This window comes from Streptomyces bungoensis (assembly GCF_001514215.1).
Lineage (GTDB): Bacteria > Actinomycetota > Actinomycetes > Streptomycetales > Streptomycetaceae > Streptomyces > Streptomyces bungoensis.
This window is the reverse complement of sequence record NZ_KQ948853.1, coordinates 272,583-296,449: the sequence shown is the minus strand read 5'-3', so window position 1 is coordinate 296,449 and position 23,867 is coordinate 272,583. Positions and strand designations below refer to the sequence as shown.

The window sequence follows — 23,867 nt, the reverse complement described above, 5'->3', positions numbered from 1 at the left end:
CGCCTACCGGGGGCGGGGGCCGGTCGCCACCCGCACCCTGCGCCCCCGGTAGAGGCGGCCGCGTACGTCCGTGAACCTCAGGTCCAGGCCCAGCCCGTCGCGTTCGGCGTGGAGGTGCAGGTGGGGCTCGGTGGAGTTGCCGCTGTTGCCGACCTCGCCGAGGAGCCGGCCCGGCGCCACGACGTCACCCGGCCGCACGGTGACGGAACCCGGGCGCAGGTGGGCCAGTTTGATGATCTCGCGTCCCGTGTCGAGGAAGACGTGGTTGCCGTACGGGGGCTGGTAGCGGAGCTCGCCGGGGCGCTGGTCGGGGATGGTGGTGGCCGCCGAGACGACCCGGCCGTGGCAGGGGGAGCGGACGGGGCGGCCGTAGGCGGCGTAGGCGGTGAGGTCGGCGGTGTCGGGCCGGGTGCGGGTGCCGTGCGGGCCGAGGCCGGTCAGGTCCACGGCGCCGCGCTGGTCCGGCAGCCGGGCATGGTGGTTGAGGAGCCGGCCGCCGCCCTGGAGGACGTACCAGGTGCCCTCCAGCGGGAAGTGGAGCGGCTGGGAGACGGGGCTGCGCCAGTGGTGCAGGCGAGCGGCGGCCACCGCGCCGGCCGCCCCGGCGAGAAGGGCGAGGGCAGCCGCGAGGCCCGGGTCGAAGTGACCGGACGGCAGGCCGGGCAGGCGCCCGGCCGAGGGCAGCGCGGCGAGGGCGACGGCCTCCACCGCGCGGCGCACGAGGCGGGGCTGCTGGGCCGGGGCGCCGACGCCCTCCGCGAGCACGAAGGCGGCGGTGAGCGTGGCCACGGCCGCGCACCAGGAGACACGGTCGGCTGCCGTCCACACGGTCAGCACGTCCCACAGGACGAGGAGGAGCAGGCAAGCCGGCCCCACCAGGCGCACGGAACGGGGCGGTCGCCGCCGCGGCGGCTCGTAACGTGCCCCTTCGAGCAGCATCCCGGCGATCCCGTCCCCGCCCGCGGTCAGCTGGACCCAGGCCCGAACCGCGCCCCGCGGCCCGCCGACGATCAGCCCGTCGGGGCCGTCCGTGACGCCGACGGGTGTCCCGGTACGGGTCAGCGTGGCGGCGACGACCTGCTCCAGCCGCTCCCGTCCCACGGCTTCCACCACACCGGCCGCCACCCGCGACCGGACATCGGGCTCCGCGGCGAGGAACCCCGCCAGTACGTCGGCCTCCGGCGGCACCTCGGGTATCGCGTCACGCATGTGGCCCCCCTGTCCCGTGAATCGAGGCGATTCGGACTGCAAGACGGCGGGGGCAGGGACGAGGTTTCCCGCGGCCGGCGGAGTGGCGGGTGTCCTGCCGCCTCCCGCCCGAATCTTTACGGTTCTCTGACGCCCCGGGCGGATCCGGGGAGGGGGTGAACGGTGTCCTCCTCGTTGCCCGGGACAGGGTGTTCCGCGTCGGAGATGGGAGTGCCATGGAAGGCACCGTCGTCGCAGTGGTGGTCGTGGCCGCGCTCGTGCTGCTCGTGCTGAGGAGCGGGATGCGGGTCGTCAACCAGGTGGAGCGGGGGGTCGTGTTCCGGTGGGGGAAGGCGCTGCCGGCGCACCGGCAGCCCGGGGTCACCTTCCTCATCCCCGTCGCGGACCGGATGCGCAAGGTGAACGTGCAGGTCGCGACCATGCCGGTGCCCACCCAGGAGGGCATCACCCGGGACAACGTGTCGGTGAAGGTCGACGCCGTCGTCTACTTCCGGGTGACCGACCCGGTGCGCGCCGCCATCGAGGTGCAGGACTACGTCTTCGCCGTCGGCCAGGTCGCCCAGTCCTCGCTGCGGTCCATCATCGGCAAGAGCGATCTGGACGACCTGCTGAGCGACCGGGAGCGGCTGCACGAGGGGCTCGCGCTGATGATCGACAGCCCGGCCGCCGGGTGGGGCGTCCACATCGACCGGGTCGAGATCAAGGACGTCCAGCTGCCGGAGTCGCTGAAGCGGTCCATGTCGCGGCAGGCCGAGGCCGAGCGGGAGCGGCGGGCCCGGGTCATCACCGCCGACGGCGAGTTCCAGGCGGCCCAGCAGCTCGCCAACGCCTCGCGGATCATGTCCGACACGCCTGAGGCCATGCAGCTCAGGCTCCTGCAGACGGTCGTGGAGGTGGCCGCCGAGAAGAACTCCACGCTCGTGATGCCGTTCCCGGTGGAGCTGCTGCGCTACTTCGACCGCGCGGCCAGGCAGATCGGCGACGGTCTCGCGACGAAGGAGGAGGAGGCGGCTCCTTCGGTGCCCGACCAGGCGGCCGCTCCGGACCGGCCGGCGGCCGGGCTAGCATCCGGGCATGACGACGAATGACTTCGACGGTTCCGCGCTGGGTGTGGAGATCGGTGCGCTCCAGGGCGGCTCGGCCGGTCTGGCGCAGTACGCCGGCCGGCCCGTGCTCATCGTGAACGTGGCCTCCAAGTGCGGCCTGACCCCGCAGTACGCGGGCCTGGAGCGGCTCCAGGAGCGGTATGCCGGGCAGGGCTTCACCGTGCTCGGAGTGCCCTGCAACCAGTTCCTCGGGCAGGAGCCCGGCACGGCCGAGGAGATCGCCGAGTTCTGCTCGGCGACGTACGGCGTGACCTTCCCGATGACCGAGAAGGTGGAGGTGAACGGGGAGGACCGGCACCCGCTGTACGAGCGGCTCGTCGGCTTCGCGGACGCCGAGGGCCACAGCGGCGACATCCGCTGGAACTTCGAGAAGTTCCTGATCGGCCGTGACGGCCGGGTCGCCGCCCGCTTCTCGCCGCAGACCGAGCCCGAGTCGGCGGAGGTCGTCGCCGCCGTCGAGGCCCAGCTGGCCTGACCCCGCGGGCACCCGCATGGCCGAGCCCTCTCGGCAAGGACGGCGACCGGTCGAGAGGGCTGCGGGTGATGCGGGTGATGCGGGTGATACAGGTGGAACAGGTGCTGCGGCTGATGCCCGGTGACTCCCTTACGCCTTGACCGACGCGACGAAGGCGTTCCACGCGGCCGCGGGGAAGGCCAGGGTCGGTCCCTCGATGACCTTGGAGTCGCGTACGGCGAGTTCCGCGGTGGTGGGCGACTTGACCTCGACGCACGCGCCGTTGCCCGCGGAATAGGAGGACTTCATCCACGTCTCCGAAGCGCCCTGAATCAGTGCCATGTCCACTCCTGTTGCGAGTTGCGGTAGTGCGGTTCACGCCAACCTGGTCGTCGGATGGCGTGATCGACGCTACCGGGCAACTGACGCCACCGTAGGAGTCGTTCACTCAAGCGGATGGCATATTCCAAGTGAGCCTTCCGCTGGAGTGGACCAATGGTGTACGATCCGGCGCTTGCCACGAGTGGGGCTCAGTCGGCGAAGTCTTTGGCCCGGTTCGCGATGAACTGCCGGGACTGCTCCACATTGAGGGACTGTGCCCGCAGATGCTCGTACATCACGGCGTACTTCTGCACGTCCTGCGCCTTCTCCAGGTACAGGTCGCTGGTGACGCCCTCGAGGTAGACGACACTGGAGTCGGCCGCGTCGGTGAACTCCAGGATGGCGTACTGCCCGTTGAGCCCCGGGTGCGCCCCGACCTCGAACGGCAGCACCTGCACCGTCACGTGCGGCAGCTGCGACATCTCGATCAGGTGCTCCAGCTGCTCCCGCATCACCAGCCTGCTGCCCACGACCCGGCGCAGCGCCGCCTCGTCCAGCACCACCCACAGCCGCAGGGGGTTGGTCCCGGAGGTGATCCGCTCCTGCCGGCGCATGCGGACCTGCACCCGCTTCTCGATCTCCGCCGTCGACGTCTCCGGCAACGCGCCCTGCACCAGGGCCTCCGCGTAGGCGCGGGTCTGCAACAGGCCGGTCACCAGCTGGGGTTCGTACACCCGCAGCGACTCGGCGTCGGTCTCCAGGCCGATGTACACGCTGTACGGGATGTCCCCGAACGTGTGCCACCACCCCTGCTGCCGGGAGTCGCGGGCCATCTCCATCAGCGAGTCGACGATCCGCTGGTCCTCGACCTCGTACACCCCGCACAGGTCGCGCACGTCGCGCTGGCTGATGCTCCTGCGGCCGTTCTCCAGCCGGCTGATCTTCGACTGCGACACCAGCAGCCGCTCGGCCACCTCTTCGGCCGTCATGCCCTTGAGCTCACGGAGCCTGCGCAGCTCCTGGCCGAGCCGGCGCCGCCTGACGGTGGGATTGACATTGGACGCCACGGGACGTGCACCTCCGGCTGCCTGCCTGTACATCTCATACTTTGCGTATCTGCCGTTGAGCAGACTGCCACCAAGGTCCTTTCTACCGCTGGCAAACGGTGGATATGCGGCGCGTACGCGTCAGTTCGGACTCGATGCCGGGTGACGGGCCGCGGGGGAACGCAGTCGAGCGGGGTGACGGGACCACAGAGGTCTCGCCACCCCGCTCGAACCAGCGGCTCCCGAACCGGGTCCTGGGGACTGACGGTGCGGCTCAGTACTGCTCGGTGCGGCTCAGTGCGCCACGGCGCGTGCCATGGACCCGTGGTGCGGCTGCATCGGCACCCCGCGCGCGGGCTGCGGCGCCGTCCTGGCGCCGGGCCCGGGCTGCCGTCCGGTGGTGGCCGGACCGCGCCGCGGCTGGGCGCCCGCGCCGTTCTGGACGTCCATCACGGCGTGCGCGACGAGGCCGCCCATCGGGTCGTGCCGGATCAGGTCCCGCAACCGGGACCGGGACGAGCGTCCCTCGTTCCCCGGGTACAGGTGCTTGCCGAGGCCGACCGCGTGCGCCAGGGCGGCGAGCGCCGCGGTCCGCGGGTCCGGCGGGACGCCGGTGCGGATCGCGGAGTCCAGCCGGGCTCTGATCTCCCGGCTGATCTCGTTGTCCGTCGCCTGGTAGCGAGTCGTCGGCAGCACCCCGCACATCTGTCCCGGCACGGCGGCGACCATGCCGCACCGCTCCAGATGCGTGAGGTAGACCTGGCGGAGCCCGAGACGCGGCCCGCCGATCCAGTGCACGGCCCGCACGGGAGCGCCGCGCCTTCGCAGCAACTCCAACGCGCAGTCCAGTGTCGGATCTCCTGTCGGCCGTGGTACCACCACGGCGATACGATCCCCGTCTGGGGCTATCCGTCCGGCCAGCGCCAGCTCCACTAGCTGTGCTCCGGCCAGACCGAGGTCGAGCGACTGCGGCTGCGCAGTGGTACCCGTGGCCGGGTCCAATGCCAGCAGCAGAAGCTCCTCCGGAAGTGTTCTGCGGCTCCTGCCCATCCATGCCTCCCCGCGTGGATGAATGACAGGGTGACCCCTCTCACATTCATCTGTCGAGGGTGCGTGACCGGTTCGTGAGGGAACCGGCAGGTATGTCGTTCTCGTCTACCGCAGGGGCCAAGCCCCCACACAGGACACTGGTACATGGTTCGGACAGGGCGCGCGAGTGTGCGTGCGGCGCATGGAGGAGGCATCGGTGGCGGGCGAGTCCCCCGACAGGTCGAAGCAGCACGAGTCGTCAGTGGAACCGACGTCGGGTAGCGAGGGTACGGTTCCCGAGGCTCGCGATCCGCGGCTCGCGGTGTCCCGCGAAAAGGATTCCTCCGGCGGTACGACGGACACGGCGACGAAGGTCCTGTCCGTACGGGACGTCAAGCGGGCGGCCTCCGGCCCCGAGGACGAGGACGCCGACCTCCGCGAGGCGGTCTCCGCCTGGGTCCGTTCGGCCGACAAGCCCGAACGGCCCGAGGACGCCGACGACACCGGGAACTCCACGCCGGAGGGTGCCACCCAGGAGGCCCCCGAAACGGTGGAGCCCGCGGCCCAGGCCCCGAAGCCCGACGCGAGCCCCGCCGCTGCGCCTGACGCGGCGACAGAAGCGAAGGCCACCACGGAAGCGGCCCCCGACACCGACTCCGACGCGGAGACCGCCACCGACCCGGAGCCGGCCACCAAGGCCGAGACTGCCACCGACGGCAAGGCCGACACCGAAGCGGACCCGAAGACCGACGCGCGCCCGGCCGCCACGGCTGACGCGGTCGCGGACGCGGACGCGAAGCCCGGCTCCGAGGCAGCCGCCAAGGCCGACGCCGAAGCGGACCCGAAGACCGACGCGCGCCCCGCTGCCGCCGCTGACGCGGTCGCGGACGCGAAGCCCGGCGCCAAGGCGGCGGCCGCCGGAACCGGCGCCGCCGGCAAGGCCGACGCAGACCCGGCCGCGAAGGCCGGCACTGAGGTCAAGACCGACACCGACGCCAGGACCGGTACTGACGCCAAGGTCGCCAACGCCGACACCGACGCGGCGGCCGGTGCGGGCGACGCTGAGGGCGGGAACGCCCGGCCCGCGGCCGAGGCGGATGCCGACGAGAAGGCCGACGCCGACGCGGATGCGAAGGCCGGCACGGGCTCGGCCGCCAAGACCGGCGCCGCGGGCAAGGCCGCCGCCGACGACCCGCAGGCCGCCGACGGCGAAGGCGCCCCGCAGGGGCCACCCGCACCCGACGACGAGACCCGCACGGGTGGTGCGGGGGGGAGCACCCCCGACGAAGGCGAAGCCGAGGCGGACACCCCCGCGAAAGCCGACCCCGAGCCCGTCGACCAGCCCACCACCGTCTTCAAGGCCGTCCGCCCCAAGAAGCCCGAGGTCGACCAGCCGACCACAATGCTGAAGCTGGGCGGCGCCAAGCCCCGGCAGCCCGAACCGCCGGAGGCCGACCGCACCAGCAAGTTCGTCGCGCTCAAGCCGGACGTGACCGCACAGGTCCCCCAGCTGGGCCCCGAGCGCACCACGCAGCAGCCGCTCCCGCCCAAGCCGCCGCTGGACCTGCTGGCCGAGCTGACGAACACGCCGCCGCCCCCGGAGACCCCGGTCCGCACCCTGGTGCGCCGGGTCAAGATCTGGACCCCCGTGGTCCTCCTCCTGGCCGTCGTCGTCGCGGTCGTGCAGTCCGTGCGCCCCCTCCCCCAGCCCACCCTCGACCTGACCGCGAAGGACACCTACACCTTCCCGGGTGCGAAGCCCGGCATCCCGTGGCCGGCCAGCGGAGAGGCCGCGCTGGAGGTCCAGGGCATCGGCAGCTTCGGTTCGTCCGGCGCCCAGAAGCCCGTGCCGATCGCGAGCGTGGCGAAGGTCATGACCGCGTACCTGATCCTGCGCGACCACCCGCTCAAGAGCGGCGAGGCCGGCCCCAAGATCAAGATCGACAAGGCCGCCGAGCAGCAGTCGGACGCGGGCCAGGAGTCCACCGTCAAGGTCACCGCCGGGGACAGCATCTCCGAGCGGGAGGCCCTGGAGGCCATCCTGCTGCCCTCCGCGAACAACGTGGCCCGTCTGCTCGCCCGCTGGGACGTCGGTTCGGAGAAGGCGTTCGTGACGAAGATGAACGCCGCCGCCAAGAGCCTCGGCATGGTCAACACCAGGTACACCGACCCCTCGGGCCTGACGGACTCCACGGTCAGCACGGCCGTGGACCAGGTGAAGCTGGCCCGGGCCGCCATGGCCAAGCCCGCCTTCCGCGAGGTCGCGGCGATGATGTCGTACGACGACTACAAGGGCGTCAACCACTCCAACTACAACCGCCTGGTCGGCCACGACAACGTCGTCGGCATCAAGACCGGCACCACCACCTCCGCGCTCGGCAACCTGGTCTTCGCGGCGAAGCAGCAGGTCGGCGGTGAGACCCGGACCGTCATCGGGGCCGTGCTGCGCCAGCCCGCCGGCGGTTTCGACAACACGATCATCAGCGGCGTCCTGGACGCGGGCAAGAAGCTGATGCAGGCCGCGCAGGGCGCGCTGAAGCCGGCGACGATCCTGAAGAAGGGGGACGTCGTCGGGTACGTCGACGACGGGCTCGGCGGCCGTACGCCGGTCGTGGCCACGAAGGACGTGACGGCGGCCGGCTGGTCCGGCCTGAAGGTGAAGCTGTCCTTCACCGCCGACGCCGTGCCGCACACGGCGAAGGCGGGCACCAAGGTCGGCTCGCTCACCGTGGGTGACGGTTCGGCCGCCGGTGCGGTGCAGGTGCCCGTGGCCCTGGAGAAGGACCTGACCGAACCCGGCTTCGCGGCCAAGCTGACCCGGCTCGGCTGAGACCGGCGCCGGCGGCACGGCCGGCCCGCACCCCGTCGACGGGCTACCGCGGCGGGGTGCGTGCTAGCGTCACGAAACGGGGCAGGCCGCCGGTCACGGGACGACGGGCGCCGGGGGACTGGACGGAAAGCGGCCGGGAACACACACCCGAGGGACACGGCCGAGAACAGAAGACGGGACACGGGGAGTGCCTTCAGGTGGCCACAACCGAGCCGACACGGGCCGACGACGCCGATCCGGACCCGGGATCAGGCCCGCGAATACCTCTGTCCACGAGGGACGCCATGGACACCAGGAACGTGACCGACACGGCGGACGCGACCGGCGCACCGGAGCCGTCTGACACGGACACCGACACCGGCACGGACCGTCACCAGGCCTCGCGGCCGGGCCGCCTCGCCCGTCTCCTCGTCTCCGCCGAACCGCTCCGGCAGCGGCTGCTGCGGCACCCGGTGCTGTCCGTCACCGCGCTCGCCGGTGCCCTGCACATCATCTGGTTCTTCACGTTCGCGAACAGCGGCGGCGACCTCGCGGCCCAGGACGCCTGGGCGGAGTTCGTCGGCCGGCACCCGGACTCGGCGTACAACCTCGCCTGGTACGGCGGCATGCACCCGGTGTCGTACAGCGTGGTGTCGCCGTACCTGATGTCGGTCCTCGGCGTCCGGACGACGATGATGATCGCCGGCACGGTCTCGGCGGGCCTGCTGACACTGGTCCTGATCCGCAGCCGGGCGGTGCGCAACCCGCTGTGGGTCGCGCTCGCCGGGGTCTTCGCGCTGCTGTGCAACGCGATCTCCGGGCGGGTGACGTTCGGGCTCGGCACGATGTTCGCGCTCGGCGCGGTCGCGGCCGTCTTCTGCTGGCCGTACAAGTGGCGGTACAAGCGGTGGGCGAAGGCGCTGGTCGCGGCCCCGCTGGCGGCGATCGCCACCATGGCCTCGCCGGTCGCCGGACTGTTCGTGGGCCTGGTCGCGGCCGCGCTCTTCCTGCAGAAGCGGCGGCCGGGCGCCTGGGCGCTGGGGCTCGCCCCCTCGGCCGTGGTCGCCGTGTCGGCGTGGCTGTTCCCGTTCTCCGGCACCCAGCCGATGACCTTCGGCTCGGTGGTCCTGCCGCTGCTGTACGGCCTGCTGTGCCTGTTCCTGGTCCCCAAGGAGTGGATCACGGTCCGGCTGACGGCGGCCGTCTACAGCCTCGGCGTCGTGCTGGTGTGGCTGATCAGCTCGCAGATCGGCTCGAACATCTCGCGCCTGCCGATGCTGTTCGCGGGTGCGGTGCTGCTCGCCGCGCTCCCCTACACCGTGCCGCGCTCGCGCAAGTGGTACCTGACCGTGCTGGCGCTCCTCGGCTTCGTCGGCTGGATCGGCTTCAAGACGGTCGACGACATCGTCCACACGACCCCGGCCGCCTCCTGGGCCCGGGAGCTCGCCCCGCTGGTCAACCAGTTGCAGAAGGTCGGCGCGGAGCGGGGGCGGGTCGAGGTGGTGCCGGCGCGCTCGCACCGCGAGGCCTCCGCGCTCGCGCCGTACGTCAACCTGGCCCGCGGCTGGAACCGGCAGGCGGACATGGAGCGCAACCCGCTCTTCTACGACGACACCCTGAACTCGGCGAACTACCACGAGTGGCTGCAGCGCTGGGCCGTGCACTTCGTGGTGCTGCCGAAGGACAACCCGGACGGGGACGGCGGGGTGCGCGAGCGGTCGCTGCTGCAGCGCGGGATGCCCTACCTGGAGCAGATCTGGGGCGACGCGAACTGGCAGCTGTTCAAGGTGACCGACCCGGCGCCGCTCGCCGAGCCCAACGCGGTGGTGGACCGGGCCGAGCAGGGCGAGATGACGCTCGAGGTGAGCCGGCCGGGGCGGATCCTGATCAGGATCCCGTACTCGCCGTGGCTGAGCATCGTCGACGACCAGGGCAAGAGCCTGACGTACCAGAAGATCAACGCCTGCCTGATGCCCACGGCCGAGGACACCGACGGCGACAAGTGGACCGTCCTGGTCGCCCCGCGCGCCGGCACCTACCACCTGGCCGCTCCGTACCAGCTGCCGCGCGGCACCCCCTGCCCCGACACGGTGAAGTCCGCCCAGGGGTCCGAGGGGTCCCAGGGCCGGAAGTAGCCGCTCGGCGCCCGAGAGGGGCGCGGCCATGGTCTCCCTCGCATCACCTGTGTTCATGTAGGTGAACGAGGGTCACTACAACGAACATTTTTACGCGCTCTTGACCTTCCTCTTCCTTGCCGTGCGTACACGCTGGAAACCAGAGTTCACATGCCTGACCTTGGCTGCGAACCCTGGAAGGGGACACATGAACGGTCTCGACTGGGCCGTGCTGATCGGCTACTTCGGTGTGATGGTCGCGATCGGCGTCTGGTCGCACAAGCGCGTGGACAACGTCAGCGACTTCTTCACGGCAGGCGGCAAGATGCCGTGGTGGCTGTCCGGCATCTCGCACCACATGTCGGGCTACAGCGCGGTGATGTTCACCGGGTACGCGGGCATCGCCTACACCTACGGCGTCACGTCCTTCGTCACCTGGTCCTTCCCGATCGCGCTCGGCATCGCCGTCGGCTCGAAGCTGTTCGCGCCGCGCATCAACCGGCTGCGCTCCCGGCTCCACGTGGCCTCTCCGCTGGAGTACCTGAAGAACCGCTACAACCTCTCCACCCAGCAGGCGCTCGCCTGGTCGGGCATGCTGCTGAAGATCGTGGACGTGGGCGCCAAGTGGGCGGCGATCGCGACCCTGCTGTCGGTCTTCACCGGGGTGTCGCTGAACCAGGGCATCCTCATCACCGGCGCGATCACCGCGATCTACTGCACGATCGGCGGCCTGTGGGCGGACGCGCTGACCGAACTCGGCCAGTTCGTCATCCAGTTGCTGGCCGGCATCTCGATGTTCGTCGCGGTCGTGCTGAAGCTGAACGACAAGGGCATCGGCTTCCTCGGCGCCTGGGACGAGCCCGCGCTGCACGGCCACGGCAAGCCCCTGGTCGGGCCGTACGGCACGGTGTTCCTGCTCGCCTTCCTCTTCATCAAGCTCTTCGAGTACAACGGCGGCATGCTCAACCAGGCCCAGCGCTACATGGCGACGGGCAGCGCCCGCGAGGCCGAGCGCTCGGCCCGGCTGTCGTCGGTGCTGTGGCTGGTCTGGCCGGTGGTGCTGTTCTTCCCGATGTGGATGTCGCCGCTCCTCGTGCACGCGCAGAAGCCGGACGGCTCCGACTCCTACGGCCTGATGACCGAACAGCTGCTGCCGCACGGCCTGCTGGGCCTGGTCATCGTCGGCTTCTTCTCGCACACGATGGCCATGTGCTCCTCCGACGCCAACGCGATCGCCGCGGTGTTCACGCGGGACGTGGCGCCGGTGCTGTCCCCGCGGGCGCGGGCCTGGGGCGAGCGCTCGGGCCTGATCGCGGCCCGGGTGACGACGGTCGTCTTCCTCGGCCTGTCCATGGCGGTGGCGACCCAGGTCAACTCCCCCGCCTTCAAGGACATCATCACGGTCGTCATCAAGTGGGTGGCGGGCCTGATGGGCCCGATCGCGATCCCGATGATGCTGGGCCTGCTCCGCGCGTTCCGCCGCTCCGGCCCGACGGCGGCGCTCACCAGCTGGGCCGCGGGCCTGCTGGCGTTCTGGCTGGTGAACTACCCCGTCAACTGGAACGTGGACGGCGGAGTGCCGCTGCAGTACCAGGTCTCGGTGCCGCTCGCGGTGTCCCTGGTGCTGTACATCGTGATCGGCTTCGTGAAGCCGGAGGACACCCCCGAGCGGCTGGCGATCATCGAGCGGGTCAACTCCGACGGCGACGGGCCGGGCGGCGCGGCGGGGATGGCCGCGGTCCCGACGCCGGCGGGTGCGGGCGACGACGTGGTGGGGACCCAGACGCCCTGACCCGGCACACTCCCGCCCCGGGGCGATCGCGAAAAGGGTCCGGTCCAGGTGACCGGGCCCTTTTCGCGCTGCTCCGGACGGCTCCCCACCGCTCGCTCACGCCGTGAGAGCGCTCTCTCGGACACCTCTCCTGTGCCCCGAACACGCCCCAAGGGAGTTACAACCAGGTGAAATCAGGTCGCTCATTGTGTTGACGCGTTCATGATGCGCTCCCTACCCTCGCGTCGTGAGAGCGCTCTCAGAACGGCCGAACACGCGGCACCCCACGTCAGGAGAGTTCGGATGTCCAGCGACACGGACCGGCCAAGACCCGCCGGCAGCCTTCCCCCACGCAGAACCGTATACAGCCCGCATGTCCTGGTGTTCGGGGTGGTCGCGGCCCTCCTCGGCACGGTGCTGGCCGTGTTCGCCCCCCACCCGGCGAGCGCCGCCACGGTGGGCCAGGGCAGCTACACCACCCAGCCTCCCGGCCCGTTGCCCTCGGGCTGCGCGGACCTGTCCACCAACCCGCGCCACTGGGTCACGGCCAACGCCCCGTCGGGGGCCGTGCCGACCAACGACTGGTGGTCGTCCATCCTCTGGAAGCGCACCAACTGCGCCTACGGCGAGCCGCTGTTCGCGCAGCCGCTGGGCTTCAAGGCCCAGTCGGGCGGACTCGGCTTCTCGTACAGCACCACGCCGGCGATCTCCGGCAGCGCCAAGGGCGTGGGCGAGTACCACTTCAACTACACCGAGGACTTCGTCGCCGGCGTGGCCGGCCTGGGCGCTCCCGAGGTGAAGGTCGACGACTGGAGCGACTGGACCGTCAGCCCCGTCCTGAGCGACGGCGCGCACACGCTGCGGGCGACCATCGGCTCCGGTCTGCCGTTCGCGTACTTCCGGGCGACCGGTGGCGACGCGCAGATCAAGGTGGCCTCCGGCGCGACGGCCGGCGTGTGGTCCCACTCCGGTTCGATGCTCGGCTACACCATCGCCGGGCACGACTACGTCGCCTTCGCCCCGAGCGGTGCCACCTGGTCGGTCGACGGCTCCGGCACCACCTTCACCTCCTCGCTCGGCGGCAAGGACTACTTCTCGATCGCCGTGCTGCCGACCACGCCGTCCACCTCGGCCGCCGACCGGGCCGCGCTGGCGGACGAGTACGCCAAGTACGCCTACAACCACGTCACCGGGACCGCGGTGTCGTACACGTACGACGAGGCGAGCAGCACCGTCACGACGAAGTACAGCTACACCACCACCGCCCTCGAGGGGACCGGCAAGGCCACGGTCGCCGCGCTGATGCCGCACCAGTGGCGCAACCTCGCCGGCGGCACCCCGCTGGCGCAGAAGTACATCTCCTCGCGCGGCCCGCTGAAGGTGCTCACCGGCATCACGTCCTTCACGACGTCGATGGTCTTCCACGGCGTGCTCCCCGAGGTGCCGGCCGTCGCCGACAGCTCCGGGGCCGACGCCACCACCCTGCAGAACTACCTGAACGCGGAGAAGGCCGACCCGACCCGGCAGCAGAGCGACGACACCTACTGGACCGGCAAGGGCCTCGGCCGCGCCGCCCGCCTGGCGGAGATCGCCGACCAGACCGGCAACAAGGACGTGCGCGACGCCGCCCTCGCGGCGATCAAGTCCAAGCTGACGGACTGGTTCACCGCCTCGCAGAACGAGACGGGCCACCTGTTCTACTACGACGACAAGTGGGGCACCCTGATCGGCTACCCGGCCTCCTACGGGTCCGACCAGGAGCTGAACGACCACCACTTCCACTACGGCTACTACATCGCCGCGGCCGCGACCCTCGCCAAGTTCGATCCGGCCTGGGCCAGTTCGAGCCAGTACGGCGGCATGGTGGACCTGCTGATCCGCGACGCCAACAACTACGACCGCGCCGACAAGCGCTTCCCCTACCTGCGTGACTTCGACATCTACAGCGGTCACGACTGGGCCTCCGGCCACGGCTCGTTCGCCGCGGGCAACAACCAGGAGTCCTCGTCCGAGGGGATGAACTTCGACAACGCCCTCATCCAGTGGGGCATCGCGACCGGCGACAAGACGGTCCGGGACGCCGGCATCTACATGTACACCACGCAGGCCGCCGCCATTCAGGACTACTGGTTCGACACCAAGGACGAGATCTACCCGAGCGACTTCCCGCACAAGGAGGTCGGCATGGTCTGGGGCAACGGCGGCGCGTACTCGACCTGGTTCTCCAGCGCCCCCGAGCAGATCCAGGGCATCAACCTGCTCCCGGTGACCGGCGGCCACCTCTACCTGGGCGACGACCCCGCCTACGTCAGGGCCAACTACCAGGAGATGCTCGACCAGAGCGGCAAGACCCAGCCGACCATCTGGACGGACATCTGGTACGAGTACCAGGCCCTCGGCGACGGTGACGCGGCCCTGGCCAACTTCCGCGCCAACAACGGCTTCACCTCCGAGGAGGGCGAGAGCAAGGCGCACACCTTCCACTGGATCCGCAACCTGGCCGCGCTCGGCACCGTGGACACCACCGTCACCGCCGACAGCCCGCTGACCGCGGTCTTCACCAAGAGCGGCCGGCGCACCTACGTCGCGTCCAATGTGACGGCCGACGACACGACCGTGCACTTCTCCGACGGGACCGCCGTGCAGGTGCCCGCCGGCAAGACGGTGGCCTCCGGCGCCCAGAACTGGAGCGGCGGCACCGCGACGGGCGGCGTCCAGTCGAGCCCGAGCCCCAGCCCGACCGTCACGGACTCCGCCAGCCCGAGCCCCTCGCCGTCGGACAGCGCGTCGCCGAGCCCCTCCCCGTCGGCCACCGCGGGTTCCTCCCCGGACCTGTACCTGCAGTCCGACAGCACCCTGGCGGGCACGGCGGGCAGCGACGGCAGCGTCACCGTGGCGGCCGGCGACGGGACCAACCACGACGGCACCCCGTACCAGCCGGTCACCCTGACCGCCAAGGGGCTGAACCTGAAGTACAACGGGGCCACCACGACCTTCGACCTGTCGGTCGACGCCAAGCAGGCCGTGGGCAACGGCGTGCAGATGCGGGTGTCCTACGACTGCACCGGCGACGGCAGCTGGGACCGGGTGGAGACCTACCGCTACTTCGCCACCGACCCGATCACCGGCTGGGAGCACTACAAGGACACCCAGGGGCTGCTCTCCTCCCAGGGCACCATGTGCGGCAGCCTGACGGGCGGCACCGTACGGGCGGAGGTGTGGAACGCGATCGGCAACAACCCCAGCACCCTGGGCACGGGCAATCTGTCCGTGCTGCACCTGCCCTTCGCCTGAGGCACCTGAGGTACGTGTGAGGTGTCGTTGACCGAGCCCTAGGCTCCGCGCGGATACCGCGCCAGCCATCCCGGGGAGGACCCGGCGGGTCCGTGCAGCGCGGGCCCCTGGGTCATCTCCATGGCGAAGTCGTCGGCGAGTTCCAGCATCGTGGGACGGCCCTCCAGTTCGGCCAGCCAGGCCGGCGGGAGGGCCGTCTCGCCGTGCAGGGCGCCGAGGAGACCGCCGGTGAGGGCGCCCGCCGCGGCGGAGGGCCCGCTCTGGTTCACCGCCAGGCACAGGCCGTGCCGTACGTCCTCCCCCACCAGCGCGCAGTACACGGAGGCCGCCAGCAGCCCGTCCGCGGTGCCGTCGCCGGCCAGCTCCTCCACCCGGGCCGGGCCCGGCATCCCCTGCCGGACCGCGCCCAGCGCGTGCTGCAGCGCGTCGGAGACCGGCTGGTGGCCGGGGCGGGCGGCGAGCAGGGCCAGCGCCCGCTGCACGGCGCCGTCCAGGCTCTCCCCGCGCGCGAGGCCGTGCACGATGACGGCGTACGCGCCCGCCGAGAGGTAGGCGATGGGGTGCCCGTGGGTCTGCGCCGCGCACTCCACGGCCAGCTGGGCGACGAGCTGCGGCTCCCAGCCGACCAGCAGCCCGAAGGGAGCGGACCGGGCCACGGCCTCGGGGCCCAGTTCGCCGGGGTTCTTGGGCGCCTCCAGCGTCCCCATCGTCTCGTCCCCGAGGCCGATGAGCAGCGCCCGGGTCGGGTCGCGGCGGGCGTACAGCCACTCCTCCCGCGCGAGCCAGCCGTCGTCCTCGCGGCGCTCGTCCGGGCCCCAGTCGCGCTGGGTGGCCGCCCACCGCAGATACGCCCGGTGCAGGTCGGTCGGCGGATGCCAGGCGCCGGTGTCCCGGCGGACCTGGGCGCGTATGAGGCCGTCCACGGTGAACAGGGTCAGCTGGGTGTGGTGGGTGACCGTGCCGCGCCCGCCGTGGCCGAAGGCGAGGTCGAGCAGCCCCTCGGGGCCGTACTCCGACCGGATCTCGTCCAGGGCCAGCGCGTCGGCGGGGCCGCCCAGCGCGTCGCCGACGGCGGCGCCGAGCACGGTGCCGCGCACCCGGCTGCGAAAGTCCTGCTGCTCGGCACGGCCCCAGACGGCACCGGTCGTCGCACCCACCAGACCTCCTCGGGGCACCGTCCGTATGTACGACGCTGAGCACTGTAATCGACCGGGAACGGTGGGTTCACGGGGGCAAACCGGCCGTGGCGGAGCATTGGCGCACAGCTGTGGGCGCTTTGCCGCCCCCGGGTGGTCTGGCGTGGCGAGGAAGCCGACGAAGCCGCGTCCGCCGAGGATGTCGTACGCGCGCAGTCCGCCCTCGCGGTCGATCGGCCGGTCAGGCCCGGTCCGTCACAGGCCGGCCTCCGCCTCGGCCGTCTCGCGAATCGCGCGGATCTCCGCGATGGCCGCCTCCGGGTCCTGCTCCCCCGCATCGACGACCCGCTCAAGCTCTCGCAGTCGTGCCGCTCGTTCGGGGTGCCGCTCGATGGCCACGAACACCGCCCACGAGTGAACGAAGGCTCGCAGCGGCGCGAGGCTCTGGGTCTGCTGCGCGTTCGTCGTGGCTTCGAAGAGGTGCTGCGTCAGAGCCGGGACCTTGCTCGGAGCGATACGCGCGACCGCCGCGCGGAGCGCGTCCGGCGTGAGCTCGGGCATGGGGATCAGCGGTCCGTACGGGCCGTCGGTCTGAGCGCTCACGGTGACCTCCGGTGCGGGTGGCTCGGTCCTCGTACGGTACCGGTGGAGCCTGCGGTACGGCGCTGACGTAGCGCTCGCCGTCGGTCCCGCGTCCAGGCTCATGCGGTGGCCACGGATGGCCGGCGGTAGCGGCAGCGGCCCTGTACGGGGAGTGGATCGGATTGACTTCGGAATGTGTTCCGAAGTACCGTCGAGTCATGTCCACACCCACGGTTGCCTTCTCCGAACTTTCGAAGAACTCGAAGCGAGTCGCCGAGACACTCGACCGTACGCAGCGTGTGCACATCACCCGTAGGGACGGCGAGGACCTCTACCTGACGACGGCGCGCCATGACCAGCAGCGGGAGGAGACGGCGGACATCACGGCCCGCCTGCTCGGCGCCCTCGTCCGCAGCGACGCCGGCGAAAGAGCCATACAGCACGCCCTCCCGACGGTCTTCCCATGGGTCCGACACCTGTCGGCGGACGAGCTGAAGCAGTTCGTGACAGAACTCATCGACGCCACTCATGACGTGGCCGATCTGGACGTTCACGGCAACCTGCACCGGGTCGTCGTCGAATGGCGCGCGACGGCACGCATCCTCGCCGACCCGGAGCTCACCGCCCGTCTCACCCGCCGGCTGCCGGACGAAGACCACGGCGAGGTGACCGCTCCGTGACCCCGAAACGCGGCGACGACGTCGCCCCACCGCCGGTCGGAGAGGAGTGGCGCCTGCGATTCGCCACGAACGAGGCGGCGAAAGGCTGGGGAGAACTGGGTGCGGAGGCACCGGGAAACACCCGCCGCTGCTTCGAGGCGCTCCGCAGGGATCCGCTTTTCCGAGCGGACCCGGACCGTCAACACCGACTCCGTGGCCGACTTGCCACGGGGAATCTCGGCGGCCGTGATTACCCCCAGTGGGAGTACGAGGTGACGGCAAGCGGTCGCGTGCGCTACCTCGTCGACGAAGCACGCCGCACGGTTCACCTCGTGTGCGCATCCACCCGCCACCCCAAGGACACCGAGTAATTTCCCTCCTGGCCCCCTGTGCGGCCCTCGTGTGCGGCCCTCGGACCGACGTGGACGATCGCCGGGGAATGACGGTCGACGTGGGTGTTCAGCGTGCCGGTGACGGCGGGAAGACGGCTCCCGTGTAGCCATTCCAGTCGACAGGTCGAGGAAGCACCCGCCGGAACAGTAGCCCACCCCCACTCTCTGCGGTGACGAGATCGACACGGAGGGTGAGCATGGAGGACGAGGAGGCCGAGGCCGTTCTCAGGGCCGTCGGGCGGCAGGTCAAGGTGTGGCGGGAGGCGGCCGGCCTCACGCAGCCGGAGCTGGGGGCCGCCATCGGGTACGGGGAGGATCTCGTCTCGGCGGTGGAGCGGGGGCGGCGGGTTCCCCAGCCGGAGTTCTTGGACAACGCCGACCAAGCGCTGGGCGCCGGCGGCAAGTTGTCGGCCATGAAGGTCGACGTGGAGAAGGCCCGCTATCCGAAGAACGTGCGGGACCTGGCCAAGCTGGAGGACGAGGCCGTGGAGATGGGGGCGTACGTCAGCCATCACATCCATGGACTGCTGCAGACCCCCGAGTACGCCCAGGCGGTGTACACGTTGCGGCGACCGGCGTACACCGAGGAGGAGATCGAGCGACTGGTCGCCGCACGCATGGCGCGGAAGACCGTCTTCGACCGAGTGCCCCGGCCGCTGATCACGTTCGTCCAGGAGGAGGTGACGCTGCTCAGGCCCGTCGGTGGCAGGCCGGTTCTGCGCAGACAACTCGAACACCTACTGGAGGTGGGCAGGTTGCCGCACGTCGCGATTCAGGTGATGCCCACGGATCGCGACGACCATGCCGGGCTCAGCGGACCCATTCGGCTGCTGAAACTCCGTGGTGGCAAGACACTTGGACACCTGGAGGTGCAGTTGCACAGCCGCGTGATCAGCGATCCCCGCGAGGTACAGATCCTCGAAATGCGCTATGGGATGATCCGAGCGCAGGCCCTTTCGCCCCGAGAGTCACTGACCTTCATCGAGAAAGTGCTGGGAGCAGAGACATGAACCCCACGCCGCTGGAGTGGTTCAAGAGCAGCCACAGCAGCGCTGACGGCCCCGACTGCGTCGAGGTGGCGATAACCCCCGCAACCGTCCACATCCGCGACTCCAAGAACAGAGACGGCGCCCGGCTCGCCGTGACTCCCGCCTCCTGGCTGGACTTTGTTGGCGCAATGCGTGCGGCGGAGGGCAGGTCGTAGCGGGAAGAATTCCGCCATGACCACCACCCCCACACGCCACAACGGCCTCAGTCTCGCCGCCGGGGTCCTGACCGGCGTCCTCGCCCTCTACATCGCCCTGGTCGCCCTCGGGAACATCACCGACTTCGGGACCAACCAGCAGTTCGTGCGGCATGTGCTGGCGATGGACACGACGTTCAAGGACGACCACCTGATGTGGCGGGCGATCACCAGTACGGGACTTCAGGACACCGCCTACGTGGCGATCATCGTGTGGGAGACGGTGGCGGCCCTGGTGCTGATAGCGGGGACGTACCTGTGGGCGCGGCGGGATCAGGACCGTGCCCGGCGGTTCTCCACCTACGGGCTGCTGATGCTCGTGCTGCTCTTCGGTGCCGGGTTCATCGCCATCGGCGGGGAGTGGTTCGCCATGTGGCAGTCGAAGACCTGGAACGGGCTGGAGGCGGCGACCCGGGTGCTCGTGCTGACCGGGCTCGCGCTGATCGTCAACCTGCTGCCCGCCCGGCGGGGCGACGCCACATGACGACGGCCGCCCTGTGGTCCGTACACCGATGGACCACAGGGCGGCGCCGGCCTGGCGGCCCGGTCCTACTTCAGGTGCCGGTCGAAGAACCGGGTGCCGTCCTCCAGCTCGAACCACGGGGTGCCGGTGTGGCCGCCCAGGTTGGCGTGCAGCGTCTTCTCCTTGCTGCCGAAGGCGTCGAACAGGTCCAGAGCCCGCTGCCGGGGGTTCCCTTCGTCGTCCCACTGCAGCAGGAACAGCAGCGGAACGGTGACCTGACGGGCCTCTTCGCGCTGGGCGCGGGGCACGTAGCCACCGGCGAAGAAGCCGGCGGCCGCGATGCGCGGCTCGGCCACCGCCAGCCGGATGCCGAGGGCGGTCCACCCCCCGGAGTACCCGACCGGGCCGCGGACCCCGGGCAGCTCCAGGAGGGCGTCCAGAGTGGTCCGCCATTCCGGGACCGCGTTCTCGACCAGCGGGCCGATGAGGGACTCGAAGAGCTCGTCGACCGGCTCGCCGGCCTGCATCGCCCGCCGGAGGTCGGCACGGGCCTGCTCGTGAGCGGCGGAACGGGGGCGGTCACCGCACCCGGCGGCGTCGATGGTGGCCACCGCGTAGCCGCGCGCCGCGGTGTACCGGGCCCGGGCCACCAGCCGGGGGTCCGCCTTGGGCAGGCCGTTGTTGTGGGCCATCAGGATCAGCGGAGCGGGATCAGCGGCGGATTCAGGCGTCCACAGGGTGCCGGGGATCTCGCCGAGGGTGAACTCGCGCTCGACGACGCCTTCGTCAAGGCGCTGTTCGGAAGTGAAGCGCATGGTCGTGCCTTTCGGGAGTGCGCTGGAACGGCGCTCCCGGACGACCTATCGCCCGACCGTGACTCCTGAGGAGAGCACCCATGTCGATACGTTCACGGGTACCACCTCCTCGTTCTCTCGCACGGCCACCGGAAAAGTAGCAGTGGTCGCCGTGGTCCGCCAGCGGGTTTTCCCGGCCGTGCCCGGCGGGGCGCCGCTACTGGACGACGGACACCTTGGAGCCCGTGTCGCCGAACGACCACAGGGCGGCCCCGTCCTGCTTGTGCATGCGGATGCCGCCCAGCTTCTGGCCGCCTGCGGGCGGGGGCGAGGAGCCGTCGAGGGCGTTGGAGAAGGCTATGTTCACGCCCTCCACCTTGGTGAAGTACATGACGTGCTCGATCTCGACGCCGTCCGAGCCCTTCAGGGACTGGATGCGCAGGGTGACCGAGTAGCGGCCGGGCTGCGGGTTCACCGTGCCCGGCCACACCGGGAAGGTACGGGTCGCGTGGCCGGTCGCGTCGACCAGCCACACCCGCTTCTCGCCGACGGAGTAGACGATCCGGCGGCCCGTTCCGGAGCCGTCGGGCAGGGCCGGCGGCGCCGAGGGCTTCGGGTCCGCGGAGGCGTGCGGGCGCGGCGACGCCGACGCCGACGCGCGGGGCCCGGCCGTCGCGGCCGTGGGATGCGGCCCGTGCTCCGCCTGGACGGCGAGGGCGACGACGGCGGCGGTCGCTCCCACCGTCAGTCCGGAGACCCAGGCCCATGAGGGCAGCAGTCGGCCAGCCACGGGTACGCATCTCCTCCGCTACGAGTCCCCGACTCGGCACCGGGGTCGGATCATCGTACTCAGTCCAGGACCGGCAGCAGTTCCGGCAGGTGCCCGTCGGACGCCTCCGCCGCCCGCCGCCGCTCCTCGGGGACCTCGCCGTACAGGGTCGTCCGGGGCTTGGCCGGGCGGCCGGCCGCCTCGGCGACCGCCACCAGGTCCCGGATGGACTTGTAGGAGCCGTAGGAGGAGCCCGCCATGCGGGAGATCGTCTCCTCCATCAGGGTCCCGCCCAGGTCGTTCGCGCCCGAGCGCAGCATCTCCGCCGCCCCCTCGGTGCCCAGTTTGACCCAGCTCGTCTGGATGTTGGGGATCCAGGGGTGCAGGAGGAGGCGGGCCATCGCGGTGACCGCCCGGTTGTCCCGCAGGGAGGGGCCGGGCCGTGCGATGCCCGCGAGGTACACCGGTGCGTTGGTGTGGATGAAGGGCAGGGTGACGAACTCGGTGAAGCCGCCGGTCTCGCGCTGGATCCCGGCGAGGGTGCGCAGGTGGCCCAGCCAGTGGCGGGGCTGGTCCACGTGGCCGTACATCATCGTCGAGGACGAGCGGATGCCCAGCTCGTGGGCCGTCCTGATCACCTCGGTCCAGGTCGCCGCGGGCAGCTTGCCCTTGGTCAGGATCCAGCGGACCTCGTCGTCCAGGATCTCCGCGGCGGTGCCGGGGACGGAGTCCAGGCCGGCGTCCTTGGCGGCGGACAGCCACTCGCGGATCGACAGGCCGGTGCGCGTGGCGCCGTTCACGACCTCCATGGGCGAGAAGGCGTGCACGTGCATGCCGGGGACCCGCTCCTTCACCGCCCGCGCGATGTCGAAGTAGGCGGTGCCGGGCAGGTCGGGGTGGATGCCGCCCTGCATGCAGACCTCGACCGCGCCCACGTCCCAGGCCTGCTGGGCGCGGTCGGCGACCTGGTCCAGGGAGAGGGTGTAGGCGTCGGCGTCGGTGCGGCGCTGGGCGAAGGCGCAGAAGCGGCAGCCGGTGTAGCAGACGTTGGTGAAGTTGATGTTGCGGGTGACGATGTACGTCACGTCGTCGCCGACGGCGGACCTGCGCACGTCGTCGGCCACCCGGCACAGCGCGTCCAGTGCCGGGCCGTCCGCGTGCAGCAGGGCCAGGGCCTCGGCGTCGGTGAGCCGCGTCGGGTCGTCGGCCGCCGTGCGCAGGGCCTGGCGTACGTCCGTGTCGATGCGCTCGGGCGCCATGCCGGGTGCCGCCGCCTCGCGCAGGGCCGCCCAGTCGCCGTAGACCTCGTCGAAGTCCTCGCGGCGGTCGCCCGTGCGGCCCTCGGTGTCGATCGTGCGGTGCAGGTCCGTGCGGCCGGTGGGGACGAAGGCCTCCTCCGGCTCCTGCCACGGGTGTCCCTCGACCACCGCGTCCGGGCGCGCGAGTCCGGTCTCCGGGTCGGCGAGGGCCGCCACGTGCGGGCGCAGGCGCGGGTCCAGCCAGGGTTCGCCGCGGCGGACGAACTCGGGGTAGACGCAGAGGCGTTCGCGCAGTTCGAAGCCCGCGGCCCGGGACTTCTCGGCCAGTTCCTCGATCTGCGGCCAGGGGCGTTCGGGGTTGACGTGGTCGATGGTGAGCGGGGAGACCCCGCCCCAGTCGTCGATGCCCGCGCCGATCAGCCGCTCGTACTCGGAGTCGACCAGGTTCGGCGGGGCCTGCAGGCAGGCGCCCGGGCCCATGATGTGCCGGGCCACGGCCACCGTGGCGACCAGGTCGTCGAGCTCGGCGTCCGGCATGCCGCGCATCGCCGTGTCCGGCTTGGCGCGGAAGTTCTGGATGATGAGTTCCTGGATGCCGTGGTAGGCGCGGGCGACCTTGCGCAGGGCGAAGAGGGACTCCGCGCGCTCCTCGAAGTTCTCGCCGATGCCGATGAGCAGGCCGGAGGTGAAGGGGACGGAGGAGCGGCCGGCGTCCTCCAGGACGCGCAGCCGTACGGCCGGTTCCTTGTCCGGGGAGCCGTGGTGCGGTCCGCCGGGCTCGGACCACAGGCGGGTCGCGGTGGTCTCCAGCATCATGCCCATGGAGGGCGCGACGGGCTTCAGGCGCTGGAAGTCGGTCCAGGTCATGACGCCGGGGTTCAGGTGGGGCAGCAGGCCGGTCTCCTCCAGGATGCGGATGGAGACGGCGCGGACGTAGGCGATCGTGTCGTCGTAGCCGTGCGCGTCGAGCCACTCGCGCGCTTCCGGCCACCGGTCCTCGGGCTTGTCGCCGAGGGTGATCAGCGCTTCCTTGCAGCCGAGGGCGGCGCCCTTGCGGGCGATGTCCAGCACCTCGTCCGGGGACATGAACATCCCGTGTCCGGCGCGGCGCAGCTTGCCGGGGACGGTGACGAACGTGCAGTAGTGGCACTTGTCCCGGCACAGCCGGGTGAGGGGGACGAAGACGCTCTTGGAGTAGGTGATGACGCCGGGGCGGCCCGCCTGTTCCAGGCCCGCGTCGCGCACCCGGGCGGCGGACGCGGCGAGGTCGGTCAGGGCCTCGCCGCGCGCCTGGAGCAGCACCGCGGCCTCGGAGACGTCGAGGGCGACGCCGTCCCGGGCACGTTTGAGGGCGCGACGCATGGAGTTCTCGGTGGGGCCGGTTCCGGAGGTCGCGGAAGTGGTCATCCCCCGAGGA

19 protein-coding genes are annotated in these 23,867 nt (G+C 71.1%); 10 read left to right on the top strand and 9 right to left on the bottom strand.

The genetic code is table 11. The features are described from left to right. Positions 1 to 3: 3 nt before the first annotated feature. Positions 4 to 1,209: a M23 family metallopeptidase gene (locus tag AQJ66_RS39995; RefSeq protein WP_061918864.1), complete on the bottom strand. Its 1,206-nt coding sequence runs from the start codon at positions 1,207 to 1,209 to the stop codon at positions 4 to 6. A gap of 215 nt (positions 1,210 to 1,424) precedes the next feature. Here AQJ66_RS39995 and AQJ66_RS08860 point away from each other — a divergent pair, with 215 nt between their 5' ends. Next, positions 1,425 to 2,297 (top strand): slipin family protein, encoded by an 873-nt coding sequence (locus AQJ66_RS08860; protein ID WP_061918863.1) that lies wholly within the window; start codon positions 1,425 to 1,427, stop codon positions 2,295 to 2,297. Then, positions 2,284 to 2,790: a glutathione peroxidase gene (locus AQJ66_RS08855; RefSeq protein ID WP_061918861.1), complete on the top strand. Its 507-nt coding sequence runs from the start codon at positions 2,284 to 2,286 to the stop codon at positions 2,788 to 2,790. Before AQJ66_RS08860 ends, AQJ66_RS08855 begins: the two co-directional genes overlap by 14 nt. Before the next feature lie 129 nt (positions 2,791 to 2,919). Here AQJ66_RS08855 and AQJ66_RS08850 read toward each other — a convergent pair whose 3' ends face one another. The 3 genes from AQJ66_RS08850 to AQJ66_RS08840 form a co-directional block, all read right to left on the bottom strand. After that, positions 2,920 to 3,111, bottom strand: coding sequence for a DUF397 domain-containing protein (locus tag AQJ66_RS08850; protein ID WP_061918859.1), 192 nt, complete (start codon positions 3,109 to 3,111; stop codon positions 2,920 to 2,922). Positions 3,112 to 3,299: 188 nt separating this feature from the next. After that, entirely contained in the window at positions 3,300 to 4,157 is an 858-nt protein-coding gene (locus tag AQJ66_RS08845; RefSeq protein WP_061918857.1) for a helix-turn-helix domain-containing protein, read from the bottom strand. A gap of 273 nt (positions 4,158 to 4,430) precedes the next feature. After that, positions 4,431 to 5,186 carry a GOLPH3/VPS74 family protein gene (locus AQJ66_RS08840; RefSeq protein ID WP_061918855.1) on the bottom strand — a complete coding sequence of 252 codons (756 nt, stop codon included), beginning with the start codon at positions 5,184 to 5,186 and terminating at the stop codon, positions 4,431 to 4,433. A 181-nt stretch (positions 5,187 to 5,367) separates the two neighbouring features. Between AQJ66_RS08840 and AQJ66_RS08835 the strand changes: the two genes are divergently transcribed. From AQJ66_RS08835 to AQJ66_RS08820, 4 genes are all read left to right on the top strand, one after another. Beyond that, positions 5,368 to 7,995, top strand: a complete 2,628-nt coding sequence (locus AQJ66_RS08835; protein WP_079060167.1) for a D-alanyl-D-alanine carboxypeptidase — start codon at positions 5,368 to 5,370, stop codon at positions 7,993 to 7,995. Between the two features lie 284 nt (positions 7,996 to 8,279). Then, positions 8,280 to 10,109, top strand: a complete 1,830-nt coding sequence (locus AQJ66_RS08830) for an MFS transporter (RefSeq protein WP_425264268.1) — start codon at positions 8,280 to 8,282, stop codon at positions 10,107 to 10,109. A 187-nt stretch (positions 10,110 to 10,296) separates the two neighbouring features. Continuing rightward, complete coding sequence (locus AQJ66_RS08825) at positions 10,297 to 11,880, top strand: sodium:solute symporter family protein (RefSeq protein ID WP_061918851.1); 1,584 nt, start codon at positions 10,297 to 10,299, stop codon at positions 11,878 to 11,880. Between the two features lie 282 nt (positions 11,881 to 12,162). Continuing rightward, a complete protein-coding gene (locus AQJ66_RS08820; protein ID WP_061918849.1) occupies positions 12,163 to 15,153 on the top strand; it encodes a glycosyl hydrolase in 2,991 nt (996 codons plus the stop codon). A 38-nt stretch (positions 15,154 to 15,191) separates the two neighbouring features. Here the strand turns inward: AQJ66_RS08820 and AQJ66_RS08815 are convergent, their stop codons facing one another. Then, entirely contained in the window at positions 15,192 to 16,310 is a 1,119-nt protein-coding gene (locus AQJ66_RS08815; protein ID WP_061918847.1) for an ADP-ribosylglycohydrolase family protein, read from the bottom strand. 234 nt (positions 16,311 to 16,544) lie between these two features. Continuing rightward, positions 16,545 to 16,892, bottom strand: a complete 348-nt coding sequence (locus AQJ66_RS08810; RefSeq protein ID WP_061918845.1) for a DUF6247 family protein — start codon at positions 16,890 to 16,892, stop codon at positions 16,545 to 16,547. Positions 16,893 to 17,089: 197 nt separating this feature from the next. Here AQJ66_RS08810 and AQJ66_RS08805 point away from each other — a divergent pair, with 197 nt between their 5' ends. The 4 genes from AQJ66_RS08805 to AQJ66_RS08790 all read left to right on the top strand — a co-directional run bounded on the left by AQJ66_RS08805 (position 17,090) and on the right by AQJ66_RS08790 (position 19,649). Continuing rightward, positions 17,090 to 17,551, top strand: a complete 462-nt coding sequence (locus tag AQJ66_RS08805) for a hypothetical protein (protein ID WP_061918843.1) — start codon at positions 17,090 to 17,092, stop codon at positions 17,549 to 17,551. Positions 17,552 to 18,119: 568 nt separating this feature from the next. Further along, positions 18,120 to 18,932, top strand: coding sequence for a helix-turn-helix domain-containing protein (locus AQJ66_RS08800; RefSeq protein WP_061918841.1), 813 nt, complete (start codon positions 18,120 to 18,122; stop codon positions 18,930 to 18,932). Then, a complete protein-coding gene (locus AQJ66_RS08795; protein ID WP_061918839.1) occupies positions 18,929 to 19,126 on the top strand; it encodes a DUF397 domain-containing protein in 198 nt (65 codons plus the stop codon). The genes AQJ66_RS08800 and AQJ66_RS08795 overlap by 4 nt, the downstream gene beginning before the upstream one ends. 16 nt (positions 19,127 to 19,142) lie before the next feature. After that, positions 19,143 to 19,649 carry a DUF2165 domain-containing protein gene (locus AQJ66_RS08790; RefSeq protein ID WP_061918837.1) on the top strand — a complete coding sequence of 169 codons (507 nt, stop codon included), beginning with the start codon at positions 19,143 to 19,145 and terminating at the stop codon, positions 19,647 to 19,649. A gap of 65 nt (positions 19,650 to 19,714) precedes the next feature. On the opposite strand, the gene AQJ66_RS08785 is transcribed toward AQJ66_RS08790, so the two are convergent. The 3 genes from AQJ66_RS08785 to AQJ66_RS08775 all read right to left on the bottom strand — a co-directional run bounded on the left by AQJ66_RS08785 (position 19,715) and on the right by AQJ66_RS08775 (position 23,857). Further along, complete coding sequence (locus AQJ66_RS08785) at positions 19,715 to 20,443, bottom strand: dienelactone hydrolase family protein (protein ID WP_061918835.1); 729 nt, start codon at positions 20,441 to 20,443, stop codon at positions 19,715 to 19,717. A gap of 196 nt (positions 20,444 to 20,639) precedes the next feature. After that, positions 20,640 to 21,212: a hypothetical protein gene (locus AQJ66_RS08780; RefSeq protein ID WP_061918833.1), complete on the bottom strand. Its 573-nt coding sequence runs from the start codon at positions 21,210 to 21,212 to the stop codon at positions 20,640 to 20,642. A gap of 59 nt (positions 21,213 to 21,271) precedes the next feature. After that, a complete protein-coding gene (locus AQJ66_RS08775; protein WP_061918831.1) occupies positions 21,272 to 23,857 on the bottom strand; it encodes a bifunctional FO biosynthesis protein CofGH in 2,586 nt (861 codons plus the stop codon). Between the last annotated feature and the right edge of the window lie 10 nt (positions 23,858 to 23,867).